Here is a 19,283-nt window from a genome sequence, read left to right as displayed (position 1 = left end):
TCGGGGCCCGGCGCCGGCGGCTGCGGGATCGGGTCGGGCGCGGGGCCGGGCGGAACGGGCCCGGGCCCCGGCGGCACGGGCGGCGGACTGGGCACCGGAGTGGGCGGGCCCGGTACGGGCGGAGGCGTCGGCGAGGGCGGTACGGGGTCGGGGTACGGGTGGGTCATCGCGATCCTCCACAACGGCACGAAAAGGACAGATGGAGCTTTCCTCCACCGTCTCCCGGTGCGGCTGCCCGCGCCTGCCGAGTCCACACATGCGCCTGGCGACAGCGGTGCGTGCGACCGGGTGCCGGCCGGCCGGAGTGGGCAGGACTCCGGCAGGGCTCCCGGCCCCGTCCGGGATCCACGACCGGCACCATCGACACGAAAGGCGTCCCATGCCTCTGCCGAGCGTCCTCGCTGTCCACGCCCATCCGGACGACGAGTCCTTGTTCTGCGGAGGCGTGCTGGCCCAGCACGCGGCGGCCGGCGCCCGCACGGCGGTGGTCACGGCGACCTGGGCGCAGGGCACCCACCGGGCCGCCGAGCTCGCCAGGGCCCTCGACGCCCTGGGCGCGGGCGCCCCGCGGCTGCTCGGTTACGCGGACGCCCGCGTACCGGAGTCGGCCCCGGGAAGGCCCCGGTTCCTCGACGCGCCGCTGGACGAAGCCGTGGAGGCGGTGGTCGGCCATATCCGTGACGTCCGGCCGGAGGTCGTGATCACGGTGGACGCCTACGGAGGCATGACCGGCCACCCGGACCATGTACACGCCCACCGGATCACCGCGCTGGCGGTCCGGGCCGCCGGACTCCCCCGCTACGGTCCACGAGCCGGTGAGCCCTGGCAGCCGAGCGCGCTCTACCTCGCCACGCATCCCCGCTCGGCGGCCGTTCCGGTGGGCGGACGGCTGGCCCGGCCGGACATCCCGGGCGACGCGCTGTACTGCTCGGAGGACGCGTGGATCACCACGACCGTCGATGTCGGCCCCTGGCTTCCGCGGAAACTGGCCGCGATCCTCGCACACCGCAGCGAGGTGGAACGAGGAGCGGCACCGGGCCGGATCGCCGCTCTGCCTCCGGCGGTTCAGCGGGAGGTGCTGGGCACCGAGTGGTACATCCGCCAGGACCTCGCACCCCGGAGCGGGTCCGCCACGGAGCTGAGCGTCTGACGGCGAGCGCGGCGCACGTAGGTATCAGCACTCAGCACTCAGCACTCAGCACTCAAGTCTCAGGTCTCAGGTCTCAGAACAGCTCGGGGTGGCTCCTGAGCTGCCGCTTCGCCTCCTGGACGAGCTCGCCCGGCACCTCGGGCGCCTCGTCGGGGTGGCGTTGCGCCCACTTCGCCGCGTACGGGCACAGCGGCACGACGGGGACGCCCTCGCGGGCGGCCATGGCGTAGAACTCCCTCACGAGCGCGCCCGCGATGCCCTTGCCCTCGTGTTCGGGCCGGACGACGGTGTGCACGGCCACGAGCGCGCCAGGAGCCGGGTCCATGACGAAGTACGCGATGGTCCCGGCCGACTTGCCGTCCTCGTACGCCACGAGGTTGCCGTGCTCCCGGTCGTCCCTGATCTCCACTGCCGCGTTCTCCGCCATGGCTCCTGCTCTCTCGTTCGTGGCCGCGTACGCCGCGCTCGCTCGGAGGCGCGGACGGCGACCTCAGCTGCCCGGGACGACGGCCTGCGGGCTCCGCTCCGTACGGCTCCCGGGAACCGGCGCCGAGGCGTCGTCGCCGAGCGCCACGATCCGGTTGTCCGCGTCCACGTGCACGACCCGCGGCACGAAGGCACGGGCCTCGGCATCGTCGACCTGCGCGTAGCTGATCAGGATGACCAGGTCACCGGGGTGCACGAGGTGTGCGGCCGCGCCGTTGATCCCGATGACACCGGAGCCGCGCTCGCCCTCGATGACGTACGTCTCCAGGCGGGCGCCGTTGTCGATGTCAACGATATGGACCAGCTCGCCGGGCAGCAGGTCGGCGGCCTCCATCAGAGCGGCGTCGATCGTCACGGAACCGACATAGTGCAGGTCGGCCTGGGTGACGGTGGCCCGGTGGATCTTGGACTTGAAGAGGGTACGTATCATCGAGGTACTCCCGGTCATAGGCTCCCTGCCTGCGTTATTGCAGGTCAAAGGCTGTTTGCTCACCCTACAACGAGTCGCATGTCCGGGCAGCGTTCCCCGGGGTTTTCAGGACCCATGCTGACCACTCGCCGACTTCCCTGACGCTTGGCCGACGGTTTGCCTGCTCGCGCATCGACGCATCCCTGGAGCGGTACGAACGCGTCGACGAAGCCGCTCTCCAAGCTGCCCGCGGCCCCAACGACCCGCCCATCGACTCAGCGCAGGCCGTAGTGCGTGAGGAGGGAGCGGGCCTTGTCCGGGGCGATGCCCAGGGCGGGGCCGACCTGCTCTCCTGTCGCGTCGTCAGCGGCCGCGAGGTTGGCAGCCATCCGGCCGGCGCGGTGCGTGGCTCTTTCCAGTGCGGCGACGGCCCGGAGCGCGGCGAGCGGGGCGACTTCCGCGAGCGTGTCGAGCCGCGCCTGGACCTGGCCGAGTAGCTCGGCGACGTCGTCGGGCAACGGGACGGTCCCCGCTTCGACCTCGGCGATGTGCCGGGCCCAGTCGTCCTGCGGACCTGTGGTGTCGTAGGCGTAGGGCTCTCGGCGGTCGACGTCGTCCCAGTCGATCGGGTAGAGGCTCTCGCCACGCCAGCCGCAGGAGCACGCGCCGCGCAGCTGCGCCGCGACCGGCGACCGGAGAGACCCGTCGTAGACCCACCAGGACGTGCTCTGGTGCACGTGCGATCCGCTGCCCGTATCGAAGAAGACCGGCCCCGGCTCGACGCCGTCCGCCAGCACGACTCCGGGCTGCCCCTCGTGGGACGCCCCGAACTCCTCGGTTGACCACATGAGTCCCCTGCCCGCCTCTCACTCGCTGCTGCACCATGACCGCCCGGACACTCCGGACGAGCATCCCTACCCCGCTCTTCGGGTTGGCATATGCCCGTGCGGGGGTGCACTCCGACCCTGCCCCAGTTCTTCGGCCGCCGGGCAGGAAATACCCGTACCGGAGACAACGGCTGACACTGTTGGGTTGCCCCTGGCCGTAGGTACGACTGGCAGAAGGCCCATGTGCACCCAGCGTCCGTCATGGTCGAGGTCGAAGTGTCGGGGTCGATGCCGGATGAAACGGAGGCGAGGACATCGAGGGCGGCCGGGGCGGACACCGAGCCCTGGCGTACGTTCGGACCTATGACGCGCGCCCCGAGATCCCGGCCGGTGGCCCAGTGAGCGGCTGGTGGGCCTACCTGGAAGAACGGACCTGCCGAGAGGTCGATGCCGACGTGCTGCGCGACCGCCGGCTGTCAGCGGTCAAATCCGTCTGGGAGGCGCTGCGCCCGCTGGGGGTTGGCCTGTACGAAGCCGAGCTGGTGGTCCACGCGCGATACGAGGCCCTGGGCGACCGTGTGCGGCGCACGCCGCCCGACCCGCTGGACCTCTCCTCGCTCGCAGCCCGCGCCGCGGCTCTCCCAGGACGTGTGGCGGCGGTGGAGGCGCTCTGGGACGGCGATACCGTGCACGACTGGTTCGTACTCCTGGTCGCGGTTCTGGACGCCCCGGACGGGGAGGGCCACCTGGCTACCGTCTACCACCGATCTGACGGCCCACCCCCTGGTGTTGCCGCCGCCCAGGCCGGCCGGGCGCTCGCCGGCCACCTCCGCGTGCCCTTCCACTTCGCGTCTCCGGACGTCCCTGATGACCACGCCCCACGCTGGAGGACGACCCAACGGTCGGCGGAAAGGCCGTGACCGGAGGCATGGACGGAGCGCGGCGACCCCATGGAGGCCGGACGGCGGTCTCCATGCGCTACTCCAGGAACTGCCCGTCCCCGCGTATCGCTTCCCGCGCTCGCGGGGACGGCACCCGGACAACAGCCATGACTACGACCGGTGGACCGGCTCCGTACGACGCCCGAACATCCTTGCGTCTATGCGGGGTAGGTGAACGGCACACCACTCCGAAGGAGAAATCATGTCCGGACTGATCGCTCGTCTCACGCAGTTCACCCGCAGCCCCCAGGGGCGACGGACGATCACCTCGGCCCGACGTGCCGCGGCCGACCCGCGCAAGCGCGCCCAGGCTCGCAGTCTGTTCGGCCGGCTGCGCGGACGCCGGTGACATCGGCGTTTCCGCTCGACCCGAAGGACCTACCTGCGTCACCCGCCGGACCGTGCGCCGACTCGACCGTCACGTTCGGTCCTGCCACGTGGACAGAGCAGGCAGAGGTACGCAGGCCGCCTGTGCTCCTGGCTTCGGTGCTCACCTCGGCAACTACGGTCGGCGCTGACCGCGTCCGCGTGAGGTGAGCATCCGCGTCGTACGCGGAGAGCCCGCCTCGTCGACGCGCGACCGTCCGGGCGGCTCTGCCCCACGCTCGGCCTGGCGCCGTGCCAGGTGGATAGGGTCGTGGATCACGTGTTCGTAGGCCGGTTGACACCTAGAGGGGGCACCAGGCATGCCTACGCCTGAACAGATCTGGGCGGACGCCGATCTCCCCACCCGCCGGCTCGCCGGGCTGGCTCTCAACCCGTCCGTACCCGAGAGCATCCTCCTGCGGCTGCTCTCCGACGCACCGCTTGCCGCTCGGATGGTGCTGTGCCGGGACCGGGCTCTGCCCGATGCCGTCGTGGACGCGGTGATCGAGCACCCCGACCCCCGCACCCGCAGCTTCTTCGCCCGTAACCCCCATGCAGATCCGGCGCAGCGCGTTCGCCTGCTGGATGATCCCGAGTGGCTCGTCCGCGCCCACCTGGCCGAGGGGCCACGGGTGGCCGCCCCCGCCCGGCCCGATCCCCTGCCCGACGACGCCGTCGTTCACATGATCAGCACGTACGACGACGATCTCCTGGGCGGTTCCTTCCACCAGCAGATCTCCGCCACACTGCGCCGAGCCATGCCCACCCATCCGGTCGCGAAGGTCCGCCTCTGGGGGGTCGGCGGCTGGGCTTCACTCTCCGCGGACATGCGGGCCGCTCTCCTCGCGGACCCCGACAGCAAGGTCCGGGAGACCGCTCAGCGGCATGCGCGCTGTCAGGATCCGGCGTGGGTGGAGAGCGCACTCCCTGACCGGCCGTGCCACGCCCGCACCGACCTGCTGCTCCACCGCCCCCTCACCAGAGCTGTGGTGGACAGCGTCCTCACCAGGCCCGTCGGCAAGGAGGACAAGGCGATGATCGCCGTCAACCCCACGCTCCCGCCCGACGTGGTGGTTCTCCTGGCCGCCGACTCGGATCCGGAGATACGAGGCCGCATCGCGCAACGCGCAGACCTCCGGCCCGCCGAGCGCCGCGCACTCGTCGCCGATCCGGACCCGGACGTGCGCACGCACATCGCACACCGCGCGGACCTGGGCCCCGCCGAGCGCCGCACGCTCATGACCGATCCCCACCCCGACGTACGGCTGGCCGTGTCCCTCCACCCCGCGCTGAGCGAGGAGGAACGCGACCGGATCGACTACCAGGTCCCCCAGGACCAGCCCTTCGTCTTCTGCCCTGCCCCCGAGGCGCCCCGCGATCCCGAGACGGTGCGCCGCAACGCACTCTCCAACCACCCGATGCTGCGCCGGCAGGCAGCCAAGGACCACCTGCTGCCACCGAGCCTCGTCGCACGCCTGTCCGCCGACGGCGACCTGGGCGTACGCGTCCTGCTGGCCCAGAACCATCCGGACGCCTCCCCGTCACTTCTGCTGCGCAGCTTCCTCGAATACACCGGCCCGGAGCGCGGTCACCTCACCACCCGGCCGAACTTCCCGACCGACGGACTGGCCGCCTTCGCCGGCCACGAGGACCCTGAGGTCCGGGCCTTGGCCGCGCGCGATCCCGACACTGATCCGACAACCGTGGAGCGGCTCACTCAGGACCCGGTACATACCGTGCGGGCTGCGGCGACACGCCACCCGAATCTTCCGCGGTCACGGCTGGCGGTCCTCCTCGACGACGAGGAGTCGGCCCACCATGCGGCAGCGAACGCGGCGCTGGGGCCGGACACCATCCGCCGACTGCTCAGGACGGGCGGCCTGCTGGTTGGGCCGAGGCCGAGGCCGTGATCCCAGGACTTCCCGCGCCGCTGCGGATCCGGCTTCTCACCTGGCGCCGACATGGCCCGATCCGGGATCGGTACGGGGCGCCAGGTCGTCGCACGCCCGGCCGTCGCACGCCGGAGTGCCGGTGTCGGCGGCAGCGCGGGGGCCGAGAGGGACGCCGTTGGCGCGCAGCACGTCGCGGACGTCCAGGATCAGGGGGAAGACCTCGTGGTTACGGTCCTCGCCCTGCTCGTCCCAGGCTCGCTGTTCGGCTTCGACGGCCATGCGGTCCTCCGCGAAGACCCGTTCGGTGAAATGCCGGATGAACGGCCAGGCCACATGCAGGGCGGCGGGAATTCTCGGCTTCTCGATCATGAGCAGGCCGTAGGCGTGGCACCTGCGTTGCTCGGCGTCCTCGGGTACGTACGCGGCCCAGAGCCGCAATGCCGGGCGGTCGGCCTTCTCCGGGACCAGGTCCAGCGTCTGGTAGGGGTACTCGGTGCGGATGGTCATGACGTCGCTGGAGGACTGGCCGCCGATGCCCTCGGCGGCGAGCATGCGGGCACTGCGGTTGCGTTTGCCCCCGGTGTGCGTGAAGAGGTAGCGGGCCTCCACCGAACGTGGGCCGCTCTCGTACCCCAGCAGTTGAGGCTGGAGTTTGCCGACCACGCCGCGGTGGAGGAACTGGTGGTTCATGTCGAGCAGGTTCTCGTGCATGAACGAGTAGTGGCAGCGCACGGTCCGCGAGAAGGTCATGGTTCTGTACCGCGGTGAGGCGAAGTCAGGAAGCTCGGGGAGCCCGGTGACCGCCGCCTTCTCCGGGTCGCCCGGGAAGACGAAGATCAGGCCGTACGCCTCGCGGACCGGGTAGGCGCGCACGCCGCGTGGCGGTCGGCCGTCGCCCTTGGACAGGTACGGGATCTGCGAGATGCGGCCGTCGCCGCGGTAGGCCCAGGCGTGATAGCAGCAGCGGAGCGTCTCGCCGTCCACGACGCCCATGCTCAGCGGCACCTGCCGGTGGGCGCACCGGTCCTCCAGCCCGTGGACGGCACCGCTCCGACTACGGAAGAGCGCGATGCGCTGCCCGGCGAACGCGGTCGCGACCACGCGCCCGCCGCGCACGCTCCGTGACAGTGCGACCGGGTACCAGAAGTCCGGATTCGCCCCGAACCGCCGCAGGTCGGGCAGGCCGGACAGTGGATTCCCGCGCTCCCGGGGCCTACCGCGTGCGCTCGTGTCCGACCCGTTCTCGGTCATGCCTCTCCCTCGTACGTGGGCAACGCTCTCCATCCTGGCCGCAGCCCAAGGACGTGCGCCCGCCCTGGACGCCCGGACGGGTGCTTTCCGCGCTCGGCGTGCGTCCCCGGATATGGCTCGCCCCCGCTCCGGCCCGAAGCGGCCCTCGGTGCGGAAAGGGCTGTTCCGCCGATCGTGGAGTACGCGAGCCAGTAGCGTGATCGAACGGAGTCCGTGAGGCATGGGGGGGGGTGGCCAGGTGCAGGCGCCTGCGACTGTCGTGCAGCTCGCTCTGCTCGTCCTTCTGGTGCTGCCCGGGGTCACCTACCAGTTCATCCGGGAGCGCCGTCGCGGGCCGGTGCCCGGTGAACGTGATCTGGGTGAGCGGGTGCTGAGGGCGATCGTCGCGTCGATCGCGCTGGACGCCCTGTACGCCGTGGTGGCGGGGCCCGCGCTGGTTCGCCTGGCGCGGGGCGCCGGCAGCGGCGGCGGCTGGGACGGTTTCGTGGAGCGGCCGCGGACGGTCGGCTTCGTCGCCCTGATGCTGTTCCTCGTCGTACCGGCCGCAGCGGCCGTCGCCGTTTCCTTGGTGGATCGGCAGCGCCGCAAGGCTCGGTTCCTGCGCACGCCCAGCGCCTGGGACCACGCGTTCCGCGACCGCGAACCGTGCTTCGTACGCGTACGACTCAAGGACGGCAACTGGGCGGGCGGCTGGTACGGCCACCGGTCGTACGCCTCCTCGTATCCCCACCCGGCCGAGCTGTACCTCGAATCGGCACGTGTGATGGGTGCCGACGGGTCCTTCGGCGTGCGCGTGCACGGGACGGCGGGCCTGCAACTGCGGGCGGAAGACTTCGACGTACTGGAGTTCGTCGAAGCAGGAGAGCCGGCGACCGTGCCGGATGAGGAGCGGTGATGGCGTACGAACCCGAGCTCTCGCCCGAAGAGGCGGCACTGCTGGAGGCGGAGGAGGGGCGCGGCTACACCCCGAAACGCGAGGTCGCCGAACCGGACGAGGCGCCCGGCGGACCGGCCGGGACCTCGAACGGCGACGAGGACTGACGGATGACCGGCGAACCCGCGGACGACCTGGCCGCGCGGTTCCGGGAGGCGTTCCGCGTGGCCCGGCACAGCCCGGACCCCGAGTCGGTCGAGAAGGCGATCGAGCTCGGCCGTGCCGTGCCGGCCGAGCTCGCCGAGGACGTCGCCGAGCGCCGCTCGGTGCTGTCCGATCTCGGGGGCCTGCTGCAGACCCGCTACCACCAGACCGGCGACTTCGCGTTCCTCCAGGAAGCCGTTGAGAACGTCACGGAGGCGTACCTCCTGGCGTACGAAAGCCCGGCGGATTCGGCGAGTTACGCCAACAACATCGGCATGCTGCTGCACACCGCGTTCCAGCAGAACCAGGACCGCGAGACCCTGGCCGACGCGGTGGACTGGAGCCGGACGGCCGTCGACGAGGAACCGTCCCCGAAGAAGGCGTTCTACCTGGGCAACCTCGTCGTCGCGCTGCGGACCGAGTTCACCGTGACGAAAGACCTCGCCCCTCTGGCGGAAGCCGTCGAGCACGCACGGGCCGCCGTCGAATGCTCCCCCGATGACGTGCTCACCGCCAGGAGTCTGCACTTCCTCGGCGTCGTCCTGCGCGACTGGTCCCGTGGCACCGGAGACACGGAGGTCGTGGAGGAAGCCGTCGACGCCGCCCGGCGAGCGGTGGAGTCGACCCCGGCCGGGTCGCCCGACGTGCTCGAACGGCTGAGGCTCCTCGCGTACCTTCTCGACGACCGCTACCGGGCTCGCGGAGTGCGTGACGATCTGGCCGAACTGCTCCGCGTCCGGCGGACGCTGGCGGCCAACACCCCGGTCACCCATCCGCGGCACTCGCGGAACCTCGACGAGCTGACGGCCACGGAACGGGACTGGGCCGCGCTCACCGGCGAGCCCCCGGAATGGACCGGCGGCTGGGAACACGCCGACGGCGAAGCCGAAATGATCGGCCGGTACGCCGCCGAGTTCCAGCGGACCCGGGACCCGGCCTTGCTCGACCGGGCGATCGAGCTCGGGCGCATGATGGCGGCGGGGACGCCCGCCGGGCACCCTCGCCGGTGCACACGGCTGGACCACTTCGCCACGGCGCTGGCCACCCGCGGCGAGGAGTTGGGGGACCGCGCCGCGCTCGCGGAGGCCGTCGCCGTCGAGCGGGAGGCGGTCGCCTGCACACCGGTCGGCCATCCGCTGCGGGTCCAGTTCCTGGGCAACCTCGCCGTCAACCTGAACGCGTGGTTCCGCGCGACCGGAGACCTGGCCCATGTCATGGACGCGATCGATGTCGCCCGCCGTACCGCCGAGGCCACGGCCACGGCCGGGCAGGGTGACCACCCGCGTTCGCTCGGGATCCTCGCCGTCGTGCTGCACAACCGGTTCCGGGTGACCGGCGAGCTGCGGGTGCTGTCGGAGGCGGTCGACCACGCGCGGGAGTCCGTCCGCCTCGGCGCGAACCTGGTCGCCGGGCAGGCCCAGCGGCTCTCCAACCTCGGCGCCATGCTGTCCGACCGGTTCACCAGGACGGGCGGGGCGAGCGTGCTCGACGAGGCGATCGCCGCGCACCGCGCGGCCGTTGATGTGACGGCGGACGACGACCCGGAGCGGGCGGGGCGGCTGGCCAATCTCGGCGGTGTGCTGGGGATGGCGTACAACAGGTTCGGCGACCGGAACGCGTTGCGGGACGCGATCACCGCGCGTCGCGCGTCCGTGGCCGCGACTCCGGAGGACAGCCCGCACCGGCCCGGGTACATCGCGAGCCTGGCCACCGCGCTCGCCGACTGGTGCACGAACCCCATCGCCCCCGCCGCTCCCACCGGCCACTCCGCCCACGCCATCGCGCGACAAGATCCGCCGGGGCCGCCGGGTTCGCCGACGCCGCCGGACTTGGCGAAGCCGCTGAACTCACCCGAACCGCCGGGCTCGCCGAACCCGCTGGACTCGCAGGTCCTCGCCGAGGCGGTCGCCCTGGCCCGGAGTGTGGCGCGGAGGCCGGAGCAGGACGCCTACTCCCGGGCGGGCCTCCTGATCAGCGTCGCCAACGTCCTGGCGCTCGGTTTCCGGCACCTCGGCGACGACGACGCGCTGACCGAGGCGCTCGGCTGCTACCGGGAGGCCGCGGCGTCCACCGGATCGCCGGCGGAGAGCCGGGCGGAAGGGGCGGGCCGGTGGGGTGATCTGGCCGCCGAGGCCGGGCAGTTCGACGTCGCCGCCGAGGGGTACGCCGCCGCGGTCCGGCTGCTGCCCCGGCTCGCCGGACGCCGCCTGGACCGCGAGGACGCCCAGTACTGGCTCGGCCGGTTCGCCGGGGTCGCCGCCGACGCGGCCGCGTGCGCGCTGGCCGCCGGTGACGAGGTGAGCGCGGTGACCCTCCTCGAATCCGGGCGCTGCGTGCTGGCCGCCCAGGCGCTCGACAGCCGCGGCGATCTTTCCGATCTGCGCGAGCTGGCACCCGAGTTGGCCGAACGCTTCCGGACGCTCACCGCGGAGTTCGAGACCGACACCACGAGCGACCGCGTGGCCCTCGCCGACGAGCTCGACGCGGTGACCGACCGTATCCGCGCGCTGCCCGGGATGGAGCGGTTCCTGCGGCCCCCACTGCTCACCGACCTCACGGCGCAGGCGCACGAGGGCCCGATCGTGTACGTCAATGTCAGTCGGCACCGGTGCGACGCGCTGATCCTCACTGCGGACGGGGTCCGGTCGCTCCGGCTGGACGGGCTGAGCGAGCAGGCCGTGGGCCACCGCGTACGCGCTCTGCACTCCGCGTTCGCGGAGGGGCGGATGGCCGCCGAGCAGACGATCCACGACACGCTCGGCTGGCTGTGGGACACCGTCGCGGGCCCGGTGCTCGGCGAACTGGGGCTGACGGCGAAACCGGCGGCGGACGGTCCGTGGCCGAGGATCTGGTGGGCCCCGGTCGGGGCGCTCAGCCTGCTCCCCCTGCATGCGGCGGGTCACCACCGCGACGGCGGACCCACACTCCTCGACCGCGTCGTCTCCTCGACGACGCCGACGGTCCGCGCACTGGGACATGCCCGCGCAGGCCGCCGTGACGACCGCACCGATCCGCGGCTGCTGGTGGTCGCGATGCCGCACACTCCGGACGCCCCGGACCTGCCCGGCGCAGCGGTCGAAGCCGACCATCTGGCCGCTCTCGTGCCCGACGCCACGGTCCTGGTCGGCGCGGACGCTACGCGTGACGCCGTTCTCGACGCCTTGTCGGCCGGCGGCTGGGCGCACTTCGCCTGCCACGGATACAGCGACCCGGACAATCCTTCGGACAGCCACCTCGCGCTGCACGACCACGGCAGCGCGCCGTTCCGGGTGCTGGACCTTTCCCGGCTGCGCCTGCGTAACGCGGAGTTCGCGTTCTTGTCCGCCTGCGACACAGCCCGTACCGCCGTGCGCCTGTCCGACGAGGCGATCCACCCGTTGGCGGCTTTTCAGATCGCCGGCTTCTCCCAGGTGGTCGGGACGCTCTGGCGCGTCGACGACGCGGTGGCTCCGGCTTTCAGCCGACAGATCTACGGCGAGCTGACGGCCGATCGATCCGGGACGTTGTGCGCGTCGGCGGCGGTCCACCGTGCGGTCGGGCGGCTCCGGACGACGTATCCGAACCTGCCGTCGGTGTGGGCCGCGCACGTCCACGCGGGCGCCTGACCTCGCGGACCTGCGGACGCGCGGACCTGTTGACGCGCCGACTTACGGATGGGGCAACTCGGCCGTCGTTGTTGAGGACGCGTCGCCTCAGCCGTCGTGCAGCGCTGCCTTGAGGGCGTCGACGGCGAGGGTGCGGGCGACGTTGGCGGCACGGGTGTCGCGCAGGCTGTCCAGCAGGAGGAAGTCGTGGACCATGCCCGCCACCCGTACGGAGGTCACGTCCACGCCGGCCTCGCGCAGCTTGTTGGCGTAACTCTCGCCCTCGTCGCGCAGGACGTCCGCCTCGTCGGTGATGACGAGGGTGGTGGGTAGCCCCCGGAGCTGGTCCAGGGATGCCTGGAGCGGGGAGGCGTGCACTTCGGTGCGCTGGGCGGGGTCGCTGGTGTAGGCGTCCCAGAACCACTTCATGCCGTCGCGGGTGAGGTAGTAGCCCTCGGCGAACTGGAGGTAGGACGGGGTGTCGAAGTCCGCGTTCGCCACCGGGTACAGCAGGACCTGCGCCTTGAGGTCGATCCCGCCGCGCTCCTTGTTCATCAGCGCGAAGACGGCGGACATGCAGCCGCCGACCGATTCGCCGGTGACGGCGATCCGCGAGGTGTCCAGGCCGTGCTCCGCGCCGTGCTCCAGAACCCACTGGCCGACTGCGTAGTTCTGCTCGACCTGGGTGGGGTACTTGGCCTCGGGCGCACGGTCGTAGACGGGAAAGACGCCCGCCGCACCGGCGCCGACGGCGAGTTCGCGGAAGAGGCGGTCGTGGGTCCTGTCGTCGCCGAAGACCCAGCCGGCGCCATGGATGTAGAACACCACCGGCAGCTGTCCGGTGGCTCCTTTGGGCCGGATGATCCGGGTGCGGACCGTGCCCCACTCGCCCGCGTCCACGTCGACCCACTCCTCGTCGACCTCGGGACGGGGCACACTCAGGTCGCTCTGCAGGCCGAGCAGAATGTCACGGCCCTTCTCCGGGGGGACCTCGTAGATCCGCGGATGCGGGTCCGTGGCCTCGCACAGCTCCTTCGCCGCGGGTTCGAGGTACGGGGTGATCGGAGGAGGCAGGTCAGTCATGTCGACTCCATGTCACAGGCACACGAAATGCCCCTTTTCCATGAGCGGGTTCCATTCCATCCTTCGCGCCCCGTTCGTCCGCCGCAACCCGCACAGAAGCCCGTCAGGCGTTCATGCCGCAGTGGGCCCGGCGGTGAACCGGCTTCCCCTCATGCGCTCTCCTCGTCTCATGCGCTCTCGTCCTCGAGGAGGAGGATCTTGCCGACATGGCCGCCGGCCTCCATCAGGCGGTGGCCTTCGGCCGCGTCGGACATGGGCACCGTCCGGTCGACGACCAGCTGGACGGAGCCGTTCTCGATCAAGGGCCAGACGTTCTTCCGCACCTCGGCGACGATCTCGGCCTTCTGCTCCTTCGACCGGGTACGCAGAGTGGTGCCGTGCACGGACACCCGCTTGAAGACGATCTCGGCAAGGTTGAGCGAGCCCGCCAGGCCCTTCTGCAGACCGATGACGACCAGGCGGCCGTCGGCGGACAGCGAACGGACGTTGCGTTCGAGGTAGTCGCCACCGATGACATCAAGGATCACGTCGTAGGGGCCGTGCTCCGCGAAGTCCTCGGTACGGTAGTCGATCGCCTCATCGGCACCCAGCTCGCGCGCCCGGGCGACCTTCTCCGAGCCGCCGACCGTGGTGACGACACGGGCGCCGAGCGCCTTGGCGATCTGGATCGCCATCGTGCCCACCCCGCCCGCACCGCCGTGCACGAGGATCGTCTCGCCCGCCTTCAGGCCTGCGGTCATGACGATGTTGGACCAGACGGTCGCGGTGACCTCGGGAAGGCCCGCGGCCTCCACCAGACCGATCCCCTTGGGGACGGTGAGCAGTTGACCGGCCGGGACGGCGACCTTCTGCGCGTAACCGCCCCCGGTCAGCAGGGCGCAGACCTCGTCGCCCACCTCCCATCCGGTGACACCCTCACCGAGGACGGCGATACGCCCCGAGACCTCAAGTCCCGGATAGGGCGAGGTGCCCGGCTGCAACGGGTACAGGCCCATCCGCTGCATGACATCGGCCCGGTTCACGGCACTGGCCACCACATCGATGACCACCTCGCCGGGAGCGGGCTCGGGGTCCTCGACCTCGACCCACTCCAGAACCTCGGGACCGCCCGGCTCCTTGATCGACACAGCCTTCATGACACTTCCCTTCTCAGGATGTTTACAGAACACACATTACGCCCGAGAGTATGCACCGTCAACATTGAGCGTTCGCCCCGACGCGCCACCTCGGACCGGGCGACCACGCGCGGCGCGATGACCGCACAGCCATGCCCACCAGGACAGAACGCCGCGTCGAACCCGTCCGGATCGACCTCGACCAACACCCGCGGATACCTCCCGGTGCGACGCACCCCACACCACTCGATGTTTACGGCGATTACATTCTTGCCCTAATGTGAGTGCTGCACACATCACAGGAGATCGAGACGGAAGAGAGAATCGACATGACCAGCGAGCTGTTCTCGCCACTGCATCTGCGCTCCGGACAGGTACTCAAGAACCGGATCGCGAAGGCGGCGATGGAGGAGAACATGGCCGGCGACGGCCAGCTGCCCGACGAGCAGCTGTTCACGCTGTACCGGCGGTGGGCGGCAGGTGGTACCGGGCTGCTGATCACCGGCAATGTCATGGTCCACGCCGAGGCGCTGACCGGTCCCGCAGGTGTCGTCCTCGACGAGAACGCACCGCTCGAGCCGTTCAACAAGTGGGCCGAGGCGGCCAAGTCCGGCGGCGGTGCGCTGTGGATGCAGATCAACCACCCCGGCCGCCAGGTCGCCTCCGACATGCCCGGCGTCGTATGGGGTCCGTCCGACATCGGCGTCAGCCTGGGCAAGCACAGCAGCCGGTTCGGCCGCCCCACCGCCATGACCGCGCAGCAGATCGAGGAGACCGTGACCCGGTACGCGGTGACCGCACACCGCGCGGAACGGGCCGGCTTCGACGGCGTCGAGATCCACGCCGCGCACGGCTATCTGCTGTCGCAGTTCCTTTCCCCTCTGGTCAACAAGCGCACCGACCGGTGGGGCGGATCGCTCGAGAATCGCGCCCGGATGCTGCTCGACATCGTCAACGCCGTGCGGGCCGCCGTCTCACCGTCATTCGCGGTCGCGGTCAAGCTCAACTCCGCCGACTTCCAGCGCGGCGGATTCGACTCCGAGGACGCCCGCCAGGTCATCGAGATGCTCGAACCCCTCGGCGTCGACCTGGTCGAACTCTCCGGCGGCAGCTACGAGAGCCCGGCCATGACCGGCCGGTCCACCGACACCCGCACCCAGGCCCGCGAGGCGTACTTCCTGGACCTGGCCAAGGACCTGGTCACCACCAGCCCGATCCCCCTGATGCTCACCGGCGGCATCACCCGGCGCGAAACCGCGGAAAGGGTCCTGGACAGCGGTGTGGCGGTCATCGGCATGGGCACCGCACTCGCCGTCACCCCCGACCTGTCCGACCGCTGGCGCCGGAGCGGCGAGGCCGACCGCCGCATACGTCCGGTGAACTGGTCCGACAAGGCGCTCGCGTCCGCCGCCGGCATGGCCCAGGTCCGCCACCAGATGCGCCGACTCTCCCGCGGCAGCAACCCCAGGCCCGGCACCCACCCGGCGCTCGCCCTGATCTCCGAGCAGCGCAAGCAGCGCGCCGCCCTGCGCCGCTACCGCGCCTGGCTGTCGAAGAACAGCGGATCGCCCCGCCGTTGACCGTTGCCGGCAGCGCGCACACCGAACACCTCTACGGCCGGTCCTGCACCGCCACCACGAAAGGAACGCACACCATGTCTTCCGCACAGAAGGACAAGGACACCGTCACGGTCGATCTGGGAGGCCACGAGATCCCGGTCCCCAAGGGCGGTCTGTACGACCGGTACCGGATGGACCCCGACCTCGACGCGATCGCCCGCGACCCGCGCGTCAGCGGCGTGGACTTCTTCCGGCAGCTACCCAAGATCAAGGTCGACTCGCCCATCGGTCCCACCCTCACCCCGAACTTCTACTACACCGTCTCGACCGCCCGTCTGACGATGCTCGCGCCGTCCCGCGCGATCCGGGCCCGGCTGCCCGAGGAGCTGGCGCCGCTGGAGCTCGCCCCCGGCCTCGGGCTGGTCTCGGTGATGTTCTTCCGCTACGACGTGTGCGACATCGACTTCTACACCGAGGCCGCCGTCGGTATCGCCGTGAAGCCGGCCCGGCACGGCGGGCTCGGCTTCTTCGACCTCGTCTCCGGCCTGAAGAACGAGCACCTCGACTCCTATGTGCTGTCCCTGCCCGTGAGCACGGAGATCGCTCAGGTCCGCGGCCACGACGGTTACGGCTTCCCCAAGTGGGTCACCGGCCTCGACGTCGACATCAACCACGACCGGACGACCGCCCGTGTGGCCAACGACGCCGGCGGGGTCGACCTGGCGCTCTCGGCGGCCACACCGAAGCAGACCGCCCACCCCAGTGGAAAGCGCGTCGCCTCCCTCACCTCGTACACGTCGATCAACGGCGCCTGGCACTCCACCCTCAGCCAGACCAACGTGCTGAACGCCGGTACGACGCGCGGCAGGGGCGGTATCGACCTCCAGGTCGGCGAGGGGCGCATGGCGGACGACCTGCGTTCGCTCAAGCCGAAGAGGACCCTCCAGTTCGACGTGATGACCGAAGGCCAGCTCGCCCTGCACATGCCGGTCCCCACCTCCGTCCCACGCCGGAACACATAGGCGTCCCACGCCGGACCGCCTGATCACCGGAACAAGCAAGCGCCGGACCACGTAGTCACCGGAACAAGCAAGCAAGGAGCCCCGCCATGGCCACCGAATCCGCGACCCGCCCCACCACCGCCCGCGCCGCGGTCCTGCCCGCGTCCATCACTCCGGCGCTGCTCAGGCGGCTGACCGCGCAGGTCTCCGCCGCGCCGGACGCCGCACGGGTCACCACCAGCGCCCCCTACACCGGCATCCCCCTGGCCGACTTCCCGGTCTCGACACCGAAAGACGTCGAGGCCGCGTTCGCCCGCGCCCGGATCGCGCAGAAGGCGTGGGCCACCACGCCCCTGAGCGAGCGCAAGAAGATCATGCTGCGCTACCACGATCTCGTCCTGGCCCGTCAGGACGAGGCCCTGGACCTGATGCAGACCGAGAACGGCAAGACCCGCCGCGACGCGTTCCTGGAGGTCGTCGACATCGGCATCGTCTCGCGCTACTACGCCCGCAACGCCGCCAAGTACCTGAGCCCTAAGCGCCGCCGCGGAGCGATCCCCCTGCTCACCCACACCACCGAACTGCGTCACCCCAAGGGCGTCGTCACTGTCATCTCGCCCTGGAACTACCCCCTCAGCATGGCCGCGAGCGACACCATCGCCGCGCTGATGGCCGGCAACGCCGTCGTCCAGAAGCCCGACACCCAGACCGCGCTCACCGCCCTGTGGTCCATGGACCTCATGTACGAGGCCGGGCTCCCCCGGGGCGTGTGGCAGATGGTCATCGGCCGCGGCAGCTCCATCGGCGGCCCGCTGATGGACAACGCCGACTACATGATGTTCACCGGCTCCACCGCCAGCGGTCGCAGGATCGCCGCGGACGCGGGCCGGCGCCTCATCGGCGCCTCCCTCGAACTCGGCGGCAAGAACCCCATGATCGTCCTCGCCGACGCCGACATCGAGAAGGCGGCGGAAGGCGCCGTCGCCGCCTGCTTCCCCTCCGCCGGTCAGCTGTGCGTCTCCATCGAGCGCCTGTACGTCGCCGAGTCCATCCGCGACGAGTTCGTCGCGGCGTTCACCGCCCGGGCGCGGAAGCTCAGGATCGGCGCCGCGTACGACTACAGCATGGACGTCGGCAGCCTCACCACCCCCGCCCAGCTCAAGACCGTCACGGAGCACGTGGACGACGCGGTCGCCAAGGGCGCCACCGTCCTCGCCGGCGGCACGGCGCGCCCCGACCTCGGCCCGCTCTTCTACGAGCCGACCATCCTCGCCGACGTCACCCCGGACATGACCCTGTACGACCACGAGACCTTCGGCCCGGTCGTCTCGATCTACGCCTACCGGGATGTCGAGGAGGCCATCACCCAGGCCAACGCCACCTCCTACGGCCTCAACGCCAGCGTGTGGTCCCGCAACGGAGCCCGGGGCCGCGCCGTCGCCGCCCGCGTGCACGCCGGAACCGTCAACGTCAACGAGGCCTTCGCCGCCGCGTGGGGAAGCGTCGACGCCCCGATGGGCGGCATGGGCGACTCCGGTCTCGGCCGCCGCCACGGCGCCGACGGCATCCTCAAGTACACCGAACCCCAGACCATCGCTCACCAGCGCATCCAGGGCTTCACCCCGCCCGCCGGCATCAGCCCGGAGACCTGGGCCGCTCTCCTGACCCGAGCACTCAAGGTCCTCAAGACGGTCGGCGCCCGCTGAAGGAGAGCGGTGACGAGAACCACTCGTGGGCCGTCCCGCTTTCCTCTTCCTTTTCGATCACCTACGATGTATACATCGTTCACATCAGGGAGGAGATGTGAACATTGTAAACATAAGGGAGCATGGCGCATGCCTCGGACCAGCACGTACCACCACGGCGACCTACGCGCCGCCTGCCTTCGAGCCGCACGCGAACTCCTAGAGGAGGACGGCAGCGCCGGCCTCTCGCTGCGCGCGGTAGCCCGGCGCGCCGGGGTGTCGGCAACGGCCCCCTACCGCCACTACGCCGACCGCGAGGCCCTGGTCTCCGCGGTGGCCGCCGAAGGCTACCGCGAGCTCGCCGGTCACCTCACGCAGGCCCATCCCGCGCCTTCGACCCCCGACGAACTCGCCTCGGTCGCCGTGGCCTACGTACGGTTCGCACTGGAGCACCCGGCCCTGTTCCGGGCGATGTTCGCGGAGCCCTGCGACCCCACCAGCGAAGAACGGGTCGCCGCGACCGAGGCCATCTCGCAGTACGTCCGCACCATCGTCGGCGCCACGTTCCCCGACGTGGACGCGGAGGCGCTGTCGACCACGGTCTGGGCCCTCGTCCACGGCCTCGCGTTCCTGCACCTCGACGGGAAACTCGACAGCTCCACGCCCGAGATCGTCGCCGCCCAGGTCAACTCCGCCGTCCACGCACTGTTCACCGTGTCCCCGGCGATGTCCCGTACCGCGGGAGCGGCCCGGCCGGCGGCCTAGGGGCTGGAGGACCCACAGAATCCGATGCCGCGCGACCGGAAGCGGAGTGGCCCCGAGCCTTCAGGACGTGCCGGGGGTGAACGGTTCATCG

Annotated in this window: 17 protein-coding genes; 11 read left to right on the top strand and 6 right to left on the bottom strand. The window is 71.0% G+C overall.

The window, feature by feature from the left end; all coding sequences use genetic code 11:
• Window positions 1-379 precede the first annotated feature (379 nt).
• Window positions 380-1,150: a PIG-L family deacetylase gene (locus G3I54_RS02380; RefSeq protein ID WP_164610563.1), complete on the top strand. Its 771-nt coding sequence runs from the start codon at window positions 380-382 to the stop codon at window positions 1,148-1,150.
• 73 nt (window positions 1,151-1,223) lie between these two features.
• Here G3I54_RS02380 and G3I54_RS02375 read toward each other — a convergent pair whose 3' ends face one another.
• The 3 genes from G3I54_RS02375 to G3I54_RS02365 all read right to left on the bottom strand — a co-directional run bounded on the left by G3I54_RS02375 (window position 1,224) and on the right by G3I54_RS02365 (window position 2,893).
• A complete protein-coding gene (locus G3I54_RS02375) occupies window positions 1,224-1,577 on the bottom strand; it encodes a GNAT family N-acetyltransferase (RefSeq protein ID WP_164610561.1) in 354 nt (117 codons plus the stop codon).
• A gap of 63 nt (window positions 1,578-1,640) precedes the next feature.
• The gene (gene panD, locus G3I54_RS02370) at window positions 1,641-2,066 is read right to left on the bottom strand and encodes an aspartate 1-decarboxylase (protein ID WP_164610559.1); all 426 of its coding nucleotides are present in this window, start codon (window positions 2,064-2,066) and stop codon (window positions 1,641-1,643) included.
• A 254-nt stretch (window positions 2,067-2,320) separates the two neighbouring features.
• Window positions 2,321-2,893, bottom strand: a complete 573-nt coding sequence (locus G3I54_RS02365; protein WP_164610557.1) for a hypothetical protein — start codon at window positions 2,891-2,893, stop codon at window positions 2,321-2,323.
• A gap of 377 nt (window positions 2,894-3,270) precedes the next feature.
• On the opposite strand from G3I54_RS02365, the gene G3I54_RS02360 reads away from it, so the two are divergent.
• The 3 genes from G3I54_RS02360 to G3I54_RS02355 all read left to right on the top strand — a co-directional run bounded on the left by G3I54_RS02360 (window position 3,271) and on the right by G3I54_RS02355 (window position 6,089).
• Window positions 3,271-3,792 (top strand): hypothetical protein, encoded by a 522-nt coding sequence (locus G3I54_RS02360; protein WP_164610555.1) that lies wholly within the window; start codon window positions 3,271-3,273, stop codon window positions 3,790-3,792.
• Between the two features lie 223 nt (window positions 3,793-4,015).
• Entirely contained in the window at window positions 4,016-4,162 is a 147-nt protein-coding gene (locus G3I54_RS38825; RefSeq protein WP_203685421.1) for a hypothetical protein, read from the top strand.
• Between the two features lie 337 nt (window positions 4,163-4,499).
• Window positions 4,500-6,089: a hypothetical protein gene (locus G3I54_RS02355; protein WP_164610553.1), complete on the top strand. Its 1,590-nt coding sequence runs from the start codon at window positions 4,500-4,502 to the stop codon at window positions 6,087-6,089.
• Between the two features lie 36 nt (window positions 6,090-6,125).
• Here the strand turns inward: G3I54_RS02355 and G3I54_RS02350 are convergent, their stop codons facing one another.
• Window positions 6,126-7,322, bottom strand: a complete 1,197-nt coding sequence (locus G3I54_RS02350) for an aromatic ring-hydroxylating dioxygenase subunit alpha (protein WP_164610551.1) — start codon at window positions 7,320-7,322, stop codon at window positions 6,126-6,128.
• Between the two features lie 259 nt (window positions 7,323-7,581).
• Between G3I54_RS02350 and G3I54_RS02345 the strand changes: the two genes are divergently transcribed.
• From G3I54_RS02345 to G3I54_RS02335, 3 genes are read left to right on the top strand one after another with little or no spacing between them, the layout of a single operon-like run.
• Window positions 7,582-8,217, top strand: coding sequence for a DUF6338 family protein (locus G3I54_RS02345; RefSeq protein WP_343240252.1), 636 nt, complete (start codon window positions 7,582-7,584; stop codon window positions 8,215-8,217).
• Complete coding sequence (locus G3I54_RS02340) at window positions 8,217-8,363, top strand: hypothetical protein (RefSeq protein WP_164610476.1); 147 nt, start codon at window positions 8,217-8,219, stop codon at window positions 8,361-8,363. The genes G3I54_RS02345 and G3I54_RS02340 overlap by 1 nt, the downstream gene beginning before the upstream one ends.
• A gap of 3 nt (window positions 8,364-8,366) precedes the next feature.
• Window positions 8,367-12,005, top strand: a complete 3,639-nt coding sequence (locus G3I54_RS02335) for a CHAT domain-containing protein (RefSeq protein WP_164610547.1) — start codon at window positions 8,367-8,369, stop codon at window positions 12,003-12,005.
• An 87-nt stretch (window positions 12,006-12,092) separates the two neighbouring features.
• Here the strand turns inward: G3I54_RS02335 and G3I54_RS02330 are convergent, their stop codons facing one another.
• Window positions 12,093-13,067: an alpha/beta hydrolase gene (locus G3I54_RS02330; protein WP_164610545.1), complete on the bottom strand. Its 975-nt coding sequence runs from the start codon at window positions 13,065-13,067 to the stop codon at window positions 12,093-12,095.
• Between the two features lie 167 nt (window positions 13,068-13,234).
• Entirely contained in the window at window positions 13,235-14,203 is a 969-nt protein-coding gene (locus G3I54_RS02325) for an NAD(P)H-quinone oxidoreductase (RefSeq protein ID WP_164610543.1), read from the bottom strand.
• A gap of 308 nt (window positions 14,204-14,511) precedes the next feature.
• Between G3I54_RS02325 and G3I54_RS02320 the strand changes: the two genes are divergently transcribed.
• The 4 genes from G3I54_RS02320 (at window position 14,512) to G3I54_RS02305 (ending at window position 19,192) form a co-directional block, all read left to right on the top strand.
• The gene (locus tag G3I54_RS02320; RefSeq protein WP_164610541.1) at window positions 14,512-15,762 is read left to right on the top strand and encodes an NADH:flavin oxidoreductase/NADH oxidase family protein; all 1,251 of its coding nucleotides are present in this window, start codon (window positions 14,512-14,514) and stop codon (window positions 15,760-15,762) included.
• A gap of 74 nt (window positions 15,763-15,836) precedes the next feature.
• A complete protein-coding gene (locus tag G3I54_RS02315; RefSeq protein ID WP_164610539.1) occupies window positions 15,837-16,763 on the top strand; it encodes an acetoacetate decarboxylase family protein in 927 nt (308 codons plus the stop codon).
• Between the two features lie 86 nt (window positions 16,764-16,849).
• Window positions 16,850-18,448: a succinic semialdehyde dehydrogenase gene (locus tag G3I54_RS02310; protein WP_164610537.1), complete on the top strand. Its 1,599-nt coding sequence runs from the start codon at window positions 16,850-16,852 to the stop codon at window positions 18,446-18,448.
• 129 nt (window positions 18,449-18,577) lie between these two features.
• The gene (locus G3I54_RS02305) at window positions 18,578-19,192 is read left to right on the top strand and encodes a TetR/AcrR family transcriptional regulator (RefSeq protein ID WP_164610535.1); all 615 of its coding nucleotides are present in this window, start codon (window positions 18,578-18,580) and stop codon (window positions 19,190-19,192) included.
• Window positions 19,193-19,283 lie beyond the last annotated feature (91 nt).

Origin of the sequence: Streptomyces sp. SID14515, assembly GCF_010548505.1 — a bacterium.
Taxonomy (GTDB): Bacteria; Actinomycetota; Actinomycetes; order Streptomycetales; family Streptomycetaceae; genus Streptomyces; species Streptomyces caviscabies.
The sequence above is the reverse complement of the archived record's forward strand: the minus strand, read 5'-3'. Positions and strand labels throughout refer to the sequence as shown.